Source organism: Mesorhizobium sp. WSM4837 (genome assembly GCF_055811435.1).
Map to the genome: position 1 here is coordinate 64,401 of NZ_JBVVQE010000031.1, position 15,247 is coordinate 79,647.

Here is a 15,247-nt window from a genome sequence, read left to right on the forward strand (position 1 = left end):
TATGCCGCCATCGGCCGATCTGATCGTCGAGAACGCCAGCATATTGACGATGGATCCCGATACTCCCCGCGCCGAAGCCATAGCGATCAAGGGCGGCGAAATCATTGCGATCGCAGATCGCGCGACCGTGCTGGAGCACAAGGGATCCGGCACGCGCGTCATAGACGCCGAGCGCGGCTCCGTCGTTCCCGGCTTCATCGAAGCGCATATGCATCTTTTCGGCGGCGCGGCCGAACTCGATCATCTCCAACTGATGGGCGTCCACGGTTTCGATGCGCTTTGCGATGCTGTGCGCAACTATGCCGCAAAGCGGCCGGATCTATCCGTCCTGCAGGCGCAAGGCGCCGACTATACCATCCTGTCGGCGACGGAACGGGTCAGCCGCCATCACCTCGACCGCATCCTTCCGGATAGGCCCTTCGTCATGGCGGCGCCCGACCACCACACAATGTGGGCGAACACCAAGGCACTGGAATTGGCCGGCCTGCTTGGAGGCAAGCGGCTTGGTCCCGGCAACGAGATCGTCATGGGCGACGACGGGTTGGCCGGTGGCGAATTGCGCGAGGGCGAGGCCTTTGGGCCGCTGATCGCGCTGGCCGGCGAGGAGCGTGTGCGGCTCGGCCTGGCCACCGGCGGCGAGCCGGACCCGAAGCCGACGCCGGCGGAGCAGGCCTCCGACCGGGCGATCATGCGCCGCGGGCTGGAATGGTGCGCCAGGCACGGCATCACCTCGATCCAGAACATGGACGGCAATTTGCACCAGCTCGAACTCCTGTCCGAGATCGAGGCCGAGGGCGACTTGCTGTGCCGGCTGCAGGTGCCGTTCCACTACAAGAACTTCATGACGCTCGACATGCTCGACAAAGCCTCTGATATGGCTGAGCGATACGCGGGCGAATGGCTGTCGTCCGGCATGGTCAAGATGTTTTACGACGGCGTGCTGGAAGGCTGGACCGCGGTGATGGTCGACGACTATGCCGACCGGCCGGGCTGGCGCGGTGAGCCGCTGTTTACGCCGGAGCATCTCGCCGAGGTGGCGGTGGAGGCCGACCGGCGCGGGCTGCAGGTCGCCGTGCATTCGATCGGCGACGGCGCGGTGCGTGCGGTCCTCGATGGTTATGAGGCGGCGCGGCGGAAGAACGGCAGGCGCGACAGCCGGCACCGGGTCGAGCATATCGAGGTGGTCACTGCCGCCGACATACCGCGCTTCGCAGAGCTTGCCGTCATCGCCTCGATGCAGCCGCCGCACCCGCCCGGCGCCATGGACTTCCCGCTGGAGCCGACGCTTTCGCGCATCGGCCGCGAAAGATGGCCGCTGAGCTATGCCTGGCGGACGCTGAAGCAGGCGGGCGCGCATGTCGTCTTCGCTTCCGACTGGCCGGTGTCGCCGATCGATCCGATCCTGGGCATTCAGGCGGCGGTGCTGCGCAAACCTTGGGCAGAGGGCGATCCCGACCAGAGCTTTTCGCTGCATGAATCACTAGCGGGCTACACGGTGGAAGGCGCCTATGCCGAGTTCATGGAGCACCGCAAGGGCCGCCTCAAGGCAGGCTTTATGGCCGATCTCGTGGTGCTCTCAGCCGACATCGAGGCGACCGCGCCGGAAGCGCTGCATACGGTGCGGCCGGTGACGACGATCTGCGGCGGCAAGATCACCTACCAGGCCTGACGGTGGCACGGGAATTGCGTTCTGGATCGACATTCAGATGTGTGCTTGCCAAGCCATGCGCCGTGTGCTGACAATCGAGTGGGAACTGGATCCGCCAGAAGAGCGGACACAAGAATGGGGTAATCGTGCCGGAACAACCGGGTAAAAGTGCAATTGAAGTTCGTGGCGTCCGCAAGGTCTTCGGTAGCGGGGAGTCACAGGTCGCCGCCCTCGACACGGTTTCGGTGTCGATCCGCGAAAATGAGTTTTTTACGCTGCTTGGCCCGTCCGGCTGCGGGAAGACGACGCTGCTGCGGCTGATCGCCGGCTTCGACTTCCCGAGCGCCGGCGAGATCTTGCTGCACGGCCAGGACATAGCGCCGCTGCCGCCGTTCAAGCGGCCGGTCAATACCGTGTTCCAGAACTATGCGCTGTTCCCGCATATGACGGTGGCCGAGAACATCGGCTTCGGCCTCGAAATGCTCGGCAAGCCCAAGGCCGAAGTCAGGGCGCGGGTCGCCGAGATGCTGAAGCTGGTCAAGATGGAGGCGCTGAGCAACCGCCGCACCAGCCAGATTTCCGGCGGCCAGCAGCAGCGCGTGGCGCTGGCGCGCGCTCTCGCGCCGCAGCCAAAAGTGCTGCTGCTCGACGAGCCGCTGTCGGCGCTCGACTTCAAGCTGCGCAAGGAGATGCAGATCGAGCTGAAGCGGCTGCAGCACGAGACCGGCATCACCTTCATCTTCGTCACCCACGACCAGGAAGAAGCGCTGACCATGTCGGACCGCATCGCGGTGATGTCGTCGGGCAAGATCCTGCAGGTCGGCACGCCCTGGGACATCTACGACAAGCCGGCGGAGCGCTTCGTCGCCGACTTCATCGGCGAAACCAATTTCCTGACGGCGGCCATATCTGGCATGGGCAACGGCAAGGCACGCGCAACGCTCAAATCCGGCGCGACGATCGACGCGACCGTGGCTGAGGGGTTCCTGCCGAAGGACAATGCCACCGTGGTGGTCAGGCCCGAACATGCCAAGCTGACCAGCGGCAAGGGCGACCTGTCGGGCACGGTCGAAAACATCGTCTATTTCGGCACCGACACGCACATCCATGTTCGCCTGGACAGCAGCGAGAGCTTCACCGTGCGCCAGCAGAACTCGCGCAGCGCCGGCTGCGGTTTCGAGCGGGGCGACAAGGTCGGCATTTCGATCGGCAACGACGCCGCGCAAGTGCTGAGGGACTGATGGCGAGCGCAGAACAAGTCGCGGAGGAAGCCGAGCGGCGAGAGATCCGCGATCGCTGGCTGCTGTCGGCGCCGGCACTGATCATCATCTTTCTCGCCGCGACCGGCCCGCTGCTGATCGTCGTGATCTATTCCTTCCTGACGCCTGGGCCGTATGGCGACGTGGTGTGGAAATTCTCGACCGACGGCTGGCTGTCGGTGCTGATGCAGCGTGACATCTTCGACGATACGCTGGCCTTCGCCGACGCGCATCTGTCGATCTTCTGGCGCTCGGCCAAGCTGTCGTTTTTGACAACGATCCTGACGCTGCTGTTTGGCTTCCCGACCGCCTATTTCATCGCCACACGGCCGCCGCGCCAGCGCGACATCTGGCTGTTCCTGATCACCATCCCGTTCTGGACCAATCTCTTGATCCGCACCTTCGCCATCCAGGAGGTGATCCGCAATGAGGGCCTCGTCAACACGGTGCTGGTCAAGCTCGGCATCATCAGCCAGCCGATCCAGATGATGTTCACCGATTTCGCGCTGATGGTCGGCATGACCTATGTCTATCTGCCGCTGATGGTGCTGCCGCTCTATGCCAGCATGGAAAAGATCGACTTCCGGCTGGTCGAGGCGGGTTACGACCTCTATGCCAACCGTTTCCAGGTGCTGAGGCGCGTCATCATCCCGCTGGTCAAGCCCGGCATCATCGCCGGCTCGATCCTGGTCTTCATCCCGGCGCTGGGCGCCTATGTCACCCCGCGCGTGCTCGGCGGGTCGAAGAATATGATGCTCGGCAATCTGATCGAGCTGCAGTTCGGGCAAGGCCGTAACTGGCCGCTCGGCTCGGCGCTGTCGCTGTCGCTGATGGCGATCGTGATGGTCGCGATGCTGTTGTATGTCCGCTCCGTCGGGCGCCGGGGTGGTGCGCATGGCTAGCCGCTTCGACATCCGCCGGCAGACCGGCTTCACCACCATCGCCATGATCTGCTTCTTCGCGCTGTACCTGCCGATCGTCACGCTTGTCGTCTATGCCTTTAACGCCGGCAATTCGATCGCGATCTGGGAAGGCGTGTCGCTGCGCTGGTTCTACCAGGCCTGGAACAACAACCAGGTCGTCGATGCCGCCATCCGGTCGCTGCAAATCGCTTTGGTCGCCGCGACTGTCGCCACCATCGTCGCCACCATGGCTGCACTCGCCACGACCCGAACCAAACCCTATCCCGGCCTCGGCTTCAAATACGCCTTCATCAACCAGCCGCTGATGGTGCCGGAGATCGTCACTGCGGTGGCGCTGCTGATCTTCTTCTCGCGCATCAAGATCTGGACCGGCTATTCGGGGCTGGGCTACCTGATGGCGGCGCATACCGCTTTTTGCATTCCCTTTGCCTATCTGCCGATCCGGGCGCGGCTCGAGAGCATGGACCTGTCGCTGGAGACCGCGGCGGCCGACCTCTACGCGACACCCTGGAAGGCATTTAGGCGCGTCACCTTTCCGCTGCTGTGGCCAGGCATCCTTGCCGGGTTGATGCTGGCCTTCGTCATCTCGCTGGATGACGTCGTCATCACCGAGTTCGTCAAGTCCGGCGGCCAGGACACGTTGCCGACCTACATGCTCGGCCAGTTCCGGCGCTTTATCACGCCGGAAATCAACGCAATTTCGACGGTGTTCCTGCTGATCTCGATCTTGATCGTCACCGTCTTCTTTTTCATCAGCAGGAAAAAGGATCACGAGTGACAGGAGAGATACGATGAAGTGGAAACTGACTGCGACGGCGCTCAGCGCCGCGCTGTTCGCCTCGGCGGGTCTCGCCCGCGCCGACGGCGAACTCAACATCTACAATTGGGGCAACTACACCAGCCCCGAGCTCGTCAAGAAATTCGAGGAGACATACAAGGTCAAGGTGACAGTCACCGACTACGATTCCAACGACACCGCGCTGGCCAAGATCAGGCAGGGCGGCAGCGGCTTCGATGTCGTGGTGCCCTCGGCGAGCTTCGTGCCGATCTGGATCCAGGAAGGGCTGCTCCTGGAGACAGAGCCGGACAAGATGGAGAACTTCAAGAACATGGATCCGAAATGGGTCGATGTTCCCTTCGATCCGGGCCGCAAATACACCGTGCCGTGGCAGTGGGGCACGACTGGCGTCACGGTCAACACCGCAGTCTACAAGGGCGATCCCAACACCTCGGCCATCTTCCTGGATCCGCCGCCGGAACTGGTCGGCAAGATCAACGTCGTTCCCGAAATGGCCGACGTCATGCATCTCGCCATCAGATATGTCGGCGGCGAGCCGTGCACCGGCGACAAGGAGGTGCTGAAGAAGGTGCGCGATGTGCTGGTGGCGGCAAAGCCGAAATGGATTTCCATGGACTACGGCACGGTCGAGAAGTTCGCCAAGGGCGACTTCGCCGCCAGCGTCGACTGGAACGGCGCGTCGTTTCGCTCCCGCCTGCAGAACAAAGATATCGTCTTTGGCTATCCGAAGGAGGGCTATCCAATCTTCATGGACAATCTCGCGGTGCTGAAGGACGCCAAGAACGTCGAGAACGCCAAGCTGTTCCAGAACTTCGTCATGGCTCCCGAGAACGCCGCGATGATCTCGTCTTTCGCGCGCTACGCCAACGGCATCAAAGGATCGGAAGCCTTCATGCCTGAGGACATGAAAACGGCGCCGGAGGTCAACATCCCCGCCGAGTTCGCCGACAAGGGCACGTTCATGCTGACCTGCGCGCCCGACGTGCAGGCACTCTACACCAGGATCTGGACCGAACTGCAGAAGTGATCGCATCGTTGACGGACCCGGCGGCGGGCGCCGCCGGGTCCGTTTTCATATTGCCGGGACGCATCTCATGACTTCCTACCGCAATAGTGAACCGGCGCCGCCGATCATGCAGGGCTCACCGCCCAAGATGGTGCCGCCGAAGCTCGACTGGGACAGGGGACCCTGGAATCGGTGGGCATTCCAGCACATCCGCGAAATTCTGCCGACCGTCGAAGTCTGGCGCGGCAATGGCCATCGCCGCCGCTTCGAGCGGACCGAGGTCGATCTCGACGCGCTGCCGGTGGGCGGCAGCACGGGGCAGCCTTCGACGCTGGCCGGGCTGCTGGACGAAACCTATACGGATGGGTTCCTCGTGCTCAAGGATGGCAAGATCGCCTATGAGCGCTATTGCAACGGCATGACCGAGCGCACGCTGCATTTGTCGCAGTCGATGGCCAAGTCGGTCACGGGCTCGGTGTTCGGCATACTCGCCGGGCGCGGCCTGATCGATCCCGCCATGCCGGTGACGACCTATCTGCCGGAGCTGGAAGCTACCGGCTGGGCCGGCGCCAGCGTGCAGCATGTGCTCGATATGACGACCGGCGTGCGTTTTTCGGAGGAATACACCGACCGCTATTCCGATATCGGCCAGGTCGATGTCGCCAGCAGCTGGAAGCCGGTGCCGCCGGACAGCGACCCGGCCTTCGAGTGGCCATCGCATATGTTCGAATTGATCCTGCGGCTCAAGAAGACAAGCCGGCCGCATGGCGCTGCGTTCGAGTATCGTTCGATAGAGACCGACGTGCTCGCCTTCATCATGGAACGGGTGACCGGCAAGCGGCTGGCGCAACTGGTTTCGGAAGAACTCTGGCAAAAGCTCGGCGCGGATGAAAGCGCCTGCTTCACCGTCGACAGCGCCGGCTACGCCATCGCCGATGGCGGCTTCAACGCCACGCTGCGCGACTATGGCCGTTTCGGCCAGCTGATCCTCGACCATGGCGGCGGTGTCGTGCCGGCCGACTGGATCGAGGCGACGCGCACCGGCAGGCACGGACCGGACTTCAATCCCAGCCTGCCGCAAGGCAGCTACCGCAACCAGTTCTGGATCGAGGACCCGCGTTCGCGCGCGCTGATGTGCCGGGGGGTGTTCGGGCAGCTGATCCATATCGACTGGAACAGGAGAATGGTCGTGGTGAAGCTTTCGAGCTACCCCGATTTCACCAGCATCGCCTTTTCGGTGGCGACGATGAAAGCCGTCCACGTGATCGCCGCCGCGCTTGGCTAAGTGACGGTTTGGAAACTCTACTCTGGCGGCCATCTGATTTCGAAACAGTCTCTAAGTTCCTAAAAACCGGAAGGAAAAGCCATGACCGGTAAGACCGCGTTCGAGACCAGACATGGCTTTGCCCGCAACAAGGTGCTGCTCGGCAACTGGCGCGAAAGCCCGCTCAGCCGGTGGTCGTTCCAGAATGTCGGCGAGTTGGTGCCGAGCGCACGTGTCGCTGCAGCGTCAAGCGGCAGTGAGGCGCCGGCACAAGATCTTGACGGGCTGCTTGACGAAAAGGTCGCGCTGACCGGCGGTGCCGAGACTGTTGCGGCCTTTCTCGCGCGCTCCGACACCGACGCGCTGACGATCACGAAAGCCGGCAAATTCGTCGGCGACTGGTTCGCACCGCATATGGAGTTCGGCGCGCGCCACATCATCTTCTCGATCAGCAAGTCGCTGACCGCCATTCTGGCCGGCATATTGGAAGGCGAGGGAGTTTTCGATCCGCAGGCGCCGGTGACCCGCTATCTGCCGGAAGCTGCCGGCTCGGCCTATGGCGATGCCAGCGTGCGGCATGTGCTCGACATGAGCGTCAGCCTCGACTTCGAAGAAGCCTATCTCGATCCGGAAAGCGCCTTTGCCCGCTATCGCCGCGCGACGCTGTGGAATCCGGGCGGCGGCATGGAAAGCCTGGCCGACTTCATGCTGACGCTGCAGCGCCTTGACGAGCCGCATGGCCGGACGTTCCGCTACCGCTCGCCCAATTCCGACCTGCTCGGCATCCTGCTCGAACGCGCGTCCGGCCAGCGCTTCGCCGAGTTGATGCACGAGAAATTGTGGCTGCCGCTTGGTGCAATGACCGAAGCCTCGGTGACAGTCGACATGGCCGGCACTGCGCGCACGGCCGGCGGCATTTCGGTGACGCCGCGCGATCTGGCCCGGGTCGGCGAGATGATGCGGCAGGGCGGCATCGCCCATGGCCGCCGCATCGTGCCGGAAGCCTGGGTGCGCGACACTGTCAGCACAGGCGGAGACACGGACGCCTGGCAGCGTGGCGCGATGGCGTTCCGCTTCCCGCAAGGCCGCTACCGCAACAAATGGTACCAGACCGGCGCGGCCAGCGGCGCTTTTTGCGGTATCGGCATCCACGGCCAGTGGCTCTACGTCAATCCCAAGGCGGAGGTGGTTATCGCCAAGATGTCGTCGCAGCCTGAGCCGGTCGACGAGCCGCTCAGTATCGATATGGTCACCTTCTTCGATGCGCTGAGCCGGATGGTCTAGCAGGGCAATCGTATCCGACTGGCAATGTCAGCGCTGCCCCGCTGCCGGCACCTTCTCCCCGTATAGTGACGGGGAGAAGGGGGCTGGCCGCACCGCGGCGCTATTTTTTGCAACGCTGGTCGTTGGCGAAACCCATTGCGAAGGCGTCTTTCTCCCCGTCACTATACGGGGAGAAATGCCCGGCAGGGCAATGAGGGGCAGCGCGCACGTCTGAAGGGCACGGGCAAATCCAGGCGTGGGCGCATTCTGCCATGCGAATTTCCACGTACTTTCCTGTGGAACTATCCGGCGGTTGAAAACGCCGCGGTTGGCGGAGCGACGCTCTGCGCCTATGGTCGCCGCTCTTTTCGACAGGACAGCAGGAACGACATGGCATCCGAGCGCATCGCAACAATCATCGCAGCCGAGATCGCGGCCCGGCCCGAACAGGCCGCGGCGGCGATCGGACTGCTGGACGAAGGCGCGACAGTGCCGTTCGTGGCGCGCTACCGCAAGGAGGTCACCGGCGGTCTGGACGACACGCAGCTGCGCCTGCTGGCCGAGCGCCTAGCCTATCTGCGCGAGCTCGATGCGCGCCGCGACACCATTCTCGGTTCCATCCGCGAGCAGGGCAAGCTGACCGAAGAGCTTGAAACCAAGATCGCGGCGGCCGTCACCAAGGCGGAACTCGAAGACATCTATCTGCCCTACAAGCCGAAGCGCCGGACCAAGGCCGAGATCGCGCGCGAGCGTGGGCTGGGACCGCTGGCCGAGGCCATCCTTGCCGACCGCGCGGCGGCGCCCAGCGAACTGGCGCTGGCCTACATCACTGAAGAGGTGGCCGACGCCAAGGCGGCGCTCGAGGGCGCGCGCGACATCCTATCCGAGCAGTTCACCGAGAATGCCGATCTGGTCGGCAGGCTGCGGAGCTACATGAAGGAACGCGCCTTCATGCGGTCGCGCGTCGTCGACGGCAAGCAGGAAGCCGGCGCGAAATTCTCCGACTATTTCGAGCATGTCGAGCGCTGGGCCAATGTGCCGAGCCATCGCGCCCTGGCGATGCTGCGCGGCCGCAACGAAGAGGTGCTGTCGCTTGATATCGAAGTCGATGCCGACGACGCGTCGCCGGTGAAGCCGGTCGAGCGGATGATCGCCGATGCCTACGCCATTGGCCGCCAGTTGCCGGGCGACCGCTGGCTGATGGAGGTGGCGGGCTGGACCTGGCGCGTAAAGCTGTCGCTGCATCTGACGCTCGATTTGATGCGGGATCTGCGCGAGCGGGCCGAGGAGGAGGCGATCCATGTCTTCGCCCGCAATCTGAAGGACTTGCTGCTCGCTGCCCCGGCCGGCTCGCGCGCCACGATGGGGCTCGACCCCGGCATCCGCACCGGCGTCAAGGTGGCGGTGGTGGACGGCACCGGCAAGCTGCTGGCGACGACGACGGTCTATCCGTTTCCGCCAAGGAATGACGTGCGCGGCACGCAGGCCGAACTGGCAAAACTCATCCGCCTAAACAAGGTCGAGTTGATTTCCATCGGCAACGGCACCGGCAGCCGCGAGACGGAAAGGCTGGTCGCAGACATGCTGGCCGACATGCCTGCCGAGTCCGGGCCGAAGCCGCTCAAGGTGATCGTCAGCGAGGCGGGCGCCTCGGTCTATTCCGCCTCGGCAACAGCAGCGGCGGAATTCCCCGGCCTCGACGTGTCACTGCGCGGCGCGGTGTCGATCGCGCGGCGGCTGCAGGATCCGCTGGCCGAACTGGTCAAGATCGAGCCGAAGTCGATCGGCGTCGGCCAATACCAGCACGACGTCGACCAGTACCGGCTCGGCCGCTCGCTGGAAGCGGTGGTCGAGGACGCGGTCAATGCCGTCGGCGTCGACCTCAACACCGCCTCGGCGCCGCTTTTGGCGCGGGTTTCGGGTCTTGGCGCATCGCTGGCCGAGGCGATCATTGCGCACCGTGACGCGGCGGGTCCCTTCGCCAGCCGACGTGACCTGTTGAAGGTCTCGCGCCTTGGACCCCGGGCCTTCGAGCAATGCGCCGGCTTCCTGCGCATTGCCAACGGCACCGAACCGCTCGATGCCTCGGCCGTGCATCCGGAAGCCTATGGCGTGGCGAAAAAAATCGTTGCGGCCTGCGGACGCGACCTCCGCTCGCTGATGGGCGACAGTGCCGCTCTCAAGGCGCTCGATCCGCGTGTGTTCGTCGATGAGCGGTTCGGCCTGCCGACGGTGCGCGATATCCTGGCGGAACTGGAAAAGCCCGGCCGCGATCCGCGCCCCGGCTTCAAGACCGCGACCTTCGCCGACGGCGTCGACGACATCAAGGATTTGAAGCCAGGCATGCTGCTGGAAGGCACCGTCACCAATGTCGCCGCGTTCGGCGCCTTCGTCGATATCGGCGTGCACCAGGATGGACTTGTGCACGTGTCGCAACTGGCCGACCGTTTCGTCAAGGATGCGCATGAGGTGGTGAAAGCCGGCGACGTGGTCAAGGTGCGTGTCGTCGAGGTCGACATCAAGCGCAAGCGCATCGGCCTGTCGATGCGCAGGGAAGGTGACGGCGGTACACCGAAGCCGCGCGACAATGGCAACAGACCGGCGCCCCGAGCGCCGGCGCCGCAGCGCCAGCCGGAGCGCCCGGTGCAACAAGGGGCGTTCGGCGCCGCGTTGGCCGATGCGTTGAAGCGTAAGTAGCTACTTCTCCGGCGGCACATGGCGCAGCAGCCAGTCGCGAAAACTGGCGACCGGCGGATGGCCGCGCTTGTCATGCGGCACGACGAGGTAATAGGCGCTGCGGCTCTGCATCGGCCGGCCCGGCGCCGGCACCAACTGGCCCCGTTGCAATTCGCCTGAGATGAGGACCTGCGGCAGCAGCGCCACGCCGAGCCCGGCCATGCAGGCCTGGGCGGCGGTGCCGAATTGCTCGAACTGCATGCCGGGCCCGGTCGGTACGCTCAATCCCTGATGCTCGAACCACTCGGTCCATGCGCCGGGCCGCGTCGCCATATGCAGCAGTGGCGGGCGGCCGATATCGGCAGGCGTGGCAATGGCGCGGCCGGCCAGAAATTCGGGCGAGACAACAGGCGCCACTGTCTCGCGCACCAGCAGCGTCGAGTCGGCACCGGGCCAGTCGGGCAGGCCGTAATGGATGGCGGCGTCGAGCCTCTCGCGGGCGAAGTCGAAACGGCCGATGCGGGTGACGAAATTGATGGTGATATCAGGGTTGCTTTCGACGAAATCCGGGATGAGCGGCATCAGCCAGCGTGTGCCGAAGGTCGGCAGGATCGCAAGGTTCAAGATGCCACTATGCCGATTGCTCATCAATCCAAGCGCTGCGTCGCGCAATTGACCCAAGGCGGCGCGCACGGCTTCGGCATAGATCTCACCGGCCGTCGACAGCCTGACATTGCGGCTGTCGCGTTCGAACAGCTGGCGGCCGAACTGGTCCTCCAAAAGTCTGATCTGGCGGCTGACGGCGCCCTGGGTCAGATCGAGCTCCCTTGCGGCGGCGGTGAAGCTGCCCAGCCGGGCCACCGCCTCGAAGGCGGCAAGGGCGCTGATACCAGGCAAAAGGCGGCGCTGCACGTTCATGATTCATTACTAACGCTCATTGGTTGGCGAAGCAATTTCGTTTGATTTTTTCGAACCGGAAGCCGATAAGCCGCCCAATTCATGTTGTTTGTGCATGTCGTTATCCCAAACCGCCGGACACCTTCGGGTAAGGCCCGAGGGCAAGCTTTTGGGCGACATGCAAGAGTTGGGAGACCGAGGCCATGGCCGCCGACAAGAGCGCATTCGTCTGGGATGATCCTTTCCTGATCGAGGACCAGCTGTCGGAAGACGAGCGGATGGTGCGCGATGGCGCAGCGGCATTCGCCGCCGACAAGCTCGCCCCCAGGATCGAGGAAGCCTATCTCGAGGAAAAGACCGATGCCGGGATCTTTCGCGAGATGGGCGAAGCGGGTCTGCTCGGCATCACCATTCCGGAAGAATATGGCGGGCTCGGCGCCAACTACGTCACCTATGGCCTGGTGGCGCGCGAAGTCGAGCGCATCGATTCTGGCTATCGCTCGATGATGAGCGTGCAGTCGTCGCTGGTGATGTATCCGATCCATGCCTATGGCTCGGAGGCGCAGCGCAAAAAATACCTGCCGAAGCTGGCGTCAGGCGAATGGATCGGCTGCTTCGGGCTGACCGAGCCGGATGCCGGTTCCGACCCTGGCGGCATGAAGACGCGGGCCGAGAAGACGGCGAACGGCTACAGGATCTCCGGCTCGAAAATGTGGATATCGAACGCGCCGATCGCCGACGTGTTCGTCGTCTGGGCAAAGTTGTCCGACAAGAGTGGGGGCGCGCATGACGGCGAGATTCGCGGCTTCGTGCTGGAAAAAGGCATGAAGGGGCTGTCGGCGCCAAAGATCGACGGCAAACTCAGTCTCCGCGCGTCGATCACCGGCGAAGTGGTGATGGAATGCGTCGAGGTCGGTGAGGACGCGCTGCTGCCTGACGTGTCGGGCCTGAAGGGGCCGTTCGGCTGCCTCAACCGGGCGCGCTACGGCATTTCCTGGGGGGCGATGGGCGCGGCGGAAGATTGCTGGCACCGGGCCCGCCAATATGGCCTCGACCGCAAGCAGTTCGGCAAGCCGCTGGCCGGCACGCAGCTGTTCCAGAAGAAGCTCGCCGATATGCAGACCGAGATCGCGCTGGGGCTGCAGGGCAGCTTGCGGGTCGGGCGGCTGATGGATGAGGGCAAGATGGCGCCCGAGATGATCTCGATCGTCAAGCGCAACAATTGCGGCAAGGCGCTCGACATCGCCCGCCAGGCCCGCGACATGCATGGCGGCAACGGCATCCAGATCGGCTACCACGTCATGCGCCATGCGCAGAACCTGGAAACGGTCAACACCTATGAGGGCACGCATGACGTGCATGCGCTGATCCTCGGACGGGCGCAGACCGAATTGCAGGCGTTTTTCTAAGCCGGCCCCGAGGCCAGCAACGCTGCTTAAATTAGTTGCACCGCAACATCTCTGCTTGGAGAATGGCCAGCATTTGTGTCAGGGTTCGGCGAGTTCGTTTGAAACGCCGACTTTCGGGGTCCCATGGCAATTCTGGCAGCCGTCTACCACCTGACCCATTACATATATGACCGGCCGGTCGTCCTCGGCCCGCAGATCATCAGGCTGCAGCCGGCGCCGCATTCCCGCACCAAGGTGCTCAGCCATTCGTTGAAGGTCGGGCCGGCGAACCACTTCGTCAATCTGCAGCAGGATCCCTACGGCAATTTCCTGGCGCGCTTCGTGTTTCCGGAACCGGTGACGGAACTGAAGATCGAGGTCGACCTCGTCGCCGACATGACGGTCTACAACCCATTCGATTTTTTCGTCGAGCCGGCGGCCGAGACCTTGCCGTTCGAATACCCGGAAGAGATCAGCGACGATCTCGCCATCTACCGGACGCCGGAACCGGCTGGACCGCTGCTGTCGGCGTTCCTGCAAACCATCGATCGCCACCCAACCAATACCGTCAATTTCGTCGTCGACCTCAATGCCCGCCTGCAGCGCGAGGTCGCCTATATCGTGCGCATGGAAACCGGCGTTTTTTCGCCGGAGGAAACGCTGGCCGCCAAGAAAGGCTCGTGCCGCGATACGAGCTGGCTGCTGGTACAGATCCTGAGGAACCTCGGCATCGCCGCGCGCTTCGTTTCCGGCTACCTGATCCAGTTGAAGCCCGACCTCGTCGCGCTTGACGGACCGCCCGGCACCGCCGTCGACTTCACCGATCTTCATGCCTGGTGCGAGGTCTATCTGCCGGGGGCCGGCTGGATCGGCTTCGACCCGACCTCCGGCCTGCTCACCGGCGAAAGCCATGTGCCGCTGGCGGCCACGCCGCATTTCCGCAACGCCGCGCCTATTTCCGGCATGGCGAGCTTCGCCAATGTCGAGTTCGGCTTCGACATGCGGGTCGACCGCATCGCCGAGCACCCCCGCATCACCAAGCCATTCTCCGACGAAAGCTGGCAGGCGCTTGACGCATTGGGCAGGCAGGTCGACGCCGCGCTCGAAGCCGGGGACGTGCGGCTGACCATGGGTGGCGAGCCGACCTTCGTGTCGATCGATGATTTCGAGGCGGAGGAGTGGAACACCGCCGCCGTCGGCCCGACAAAACGCGAAAAGGCCGATGCGCTGATCCGCCGGCTGCGTGAGCGTTTCGCGCCGGGCGGCTTCCTGCACTACGGGCAGGGCAAGTGGTATCCGGGCGAAAGCCTGCCGCGCTGGACCTTCTCGCTGTACTGGCGCGCCGACGGCGAGCCGGTGTGGAGCGACCCGTCGCTGATCGCGCGGGAGAACAGCGAAGCAGATGTCGGGCCGAAGCAGGCTGAAAGCCTGCTGACGGCGATTGCCGATGAACTCGGCATCGACAAGTCAATGGTCAGCGAAGCCTATGAGGACCCGGCTGAGTGGCTGCTCAAGGAAGGCAAGCTGCCGGACAATGTCGATCCGTCCAATTCGAAGCTGGACGACCCCGAGGAGCGCAGCCGCATGGCGCGGGTGTTCGAACGCGGCCTGACCAAGCCGTCGGGCTATGTACTGCCTGTCCAGCGCTGGAACAGCCAGGCGTCGGGACCGCGCTGGCGTTCGGAGAAGTGGAAGACGCGGCGCGGCAGGCTGTTCCTGGTGCCGGGCGATTCACCGGTCGGCTACCGCCTGCCGCTCGGCACGCTTCCCCATGTGCCGCCGGCGCAGTTCCCCTACATCGTGCCGGTCGATCCTTCGCTGCCGCGCGGACCATTGCCGGCGCGCGAGGCTATTTTGCCTGAAGCCGCTTCTTTGCCGGAGGCTGCCCCGGCCGAACTTGAAGGCGCTGACGAAATGGCGCGCCGCCAGCAGGCGGCGTCCTTCACCGCAGCGACCGGCCAGCAGGACCGTGTCGAACAGGAGATTACCGAGATCGGTGGCGGGGGGGGGGCGGCGCGGGGGGGGGGGCCGCCGGGCGGGGGGGGGGGGGGTTTTATTAAGACCGGCGCGGGGCGGGGGGCGGATATAGAACTTGTGGCGGCGGCCGCGCCCCCGCCCCAGCCC

Annotated in this window: 11 protein-coding genes; 10 read left to right on the top strand and 1 reads right to left on the bottom strand. The window is 64.2% G+C overall.

Annotation, left to right across the window (positions count from 1 at the left end; all coding sequences use genetic code 11):
* The first annotated feature begins 1 nt into the window (after nucleotide 1).
* The 8 genes from AC0L3D_RS19255 (at nucleotide 2) to AC0L3D_RS19290 (ending at nucleotide 10,859) form a co-directional block, all read left to right on the top strand.
* Complete coding sequence (locus AC0L3D_RS19255; protein ID WP_473645481.1) at nucleotides 2–1,669, top strand: amidohydrolase; 1,668 nt, start codon at nucleotides 2–4, stop codon at nucleotides 1,667–1,669.
* A gap of 125 nt (nucleotides 1,670–1,794) precedes the next feature.
* Complete coding sequence (locus AC0L3D_RS19260) at nucleotides 1,795–2,889, top strand: ABC transporter ATP-binding protein (protein ID WP_128173738.1); 1,095 nt, start codon at nucleotides 1,795–1,797, stop codon at nucleotides 2,887–2,889.
* The gene (locus AC0L3D_RS19265) at nucleotides 2,889–3,809 is read left to right on the top strand and encodes an ABC transporter permease (protein WP_128173737.1); all 921 of its coding nucleotides are present in this window, start codon (nucleotides 2,889–2,891) and stop codon (nucleotides 3,807–3,809) included. Before AC0L3D_RS19260 ends, AC0L3D_RS19265 begins: the two co-directional genes overlap by 1 nt.
* A complete protein-coding gene (locus tag AC0L3D_RS19270) occupies nucleotides 3,802–4,608 on the top strand; it encodes an ABC transporter permease (RefSeq protein WP_128173736.1) in 807 nt (268 codons plus the stop codon). Before AC0L3D_RS19265 ends, AC0L3D_RS19270 begins: the two co-directional genes overlap by 8 nt.
* A gap of 13 nt (nucleotides 4,609–4,621) precedes the next feature.
* Entirely contained in the window at nucleotides 4,622–5,656 is a 1,035-nt protein-coding gene (locus AC0L3D_RS19275; RefSeq protein WP_128173735.1) for an ABC transporter substrate-binding protein, read from the top strand.
* A gap of 67 nt (nucleotides 5,657–5,723) precedes the next feature.
* Complete coding sequence (locus tag AC0L3D_RS19280; RefSeq protein ID WP_128173734.1) at nucleotides 5,724–6,920, top strand: serine hydrolase domain-containing protein; 1,197 nt, start codon at nucleotides 5,724–5,726, stop codon at nucleotides 6,918–6,920.
* Nucleotides 6,921–7,001: 81 nt separating this feature from the next.
* The gene (locus AC0L3D_RS19285) at nucleotides 7,002–8,183 is read left to right on the top strand and encodes a serine hydrolase domain-containing protein (RefSeq protein WP_473627526.1); all 1,182 of its coding nucleotides are present in this window, start codon (nucleotides 7,002–7,004) and stop codon (nucleotides 8,181–8,183) included.
* A gap of 369 nt (nucleotides 8,184–8,552) precedes the next feature.
* Complete coding sequence (locus AC0L3D_RS19290) at nucleotides 8,553–10,859, top strand: Tex family protein (protein ID WP_473645483.1); 2,307 nt, start codon at nucleotides 8,553–8,555, stop codon at nucleotides 10,857–10,859.
* Here AC0L3D_RS19290 and AC0L3D_RS19295 read toward each other — a convergent pair whose 3' ends face one another.
* Nucleotides 10,860–11,756, bottom strand: a complete 897-nt coding sequence (locus AC0L3D_RS19295) for a LysR family transcriptional regulator (RefSeq protein ID WP_473645485.1) — start codon at nucleotides 11,754–11,756, stop codon at nucleotides 10,860–10,862. It abuts the gene before it with no gap.
* 182 nt (nucleotides 11,757–11,938) lie between these two features.
* Between AC0L3D_RS19295 and AC0L3D_RS19300 the strand changes: the two genes are divergently transcribed.
* Nucleotides 11,939–13,144 (top strand): acyl-CoA dehydrogenase, encoded by a 1,206-nt coding sequence (locus AC0L3D_RS19300; protein WP_473627531.1) that lies wholly within the window; start codon nucleotides 11,939–11,941, stop codon nucleotides 13,142–13,144.
* A 123-nt stretch (nucleotides 13,145–13,267) separates the two neighbouring features.
* Nucleotides 13,268–15,247, top strand: a 1,980-nt coding sequence (locus AC0L3D_RS19305) for a transglutaminase family protein (protein ID WP_473645487.1), incomplete at its 3' end; no start/stop codon positions are given.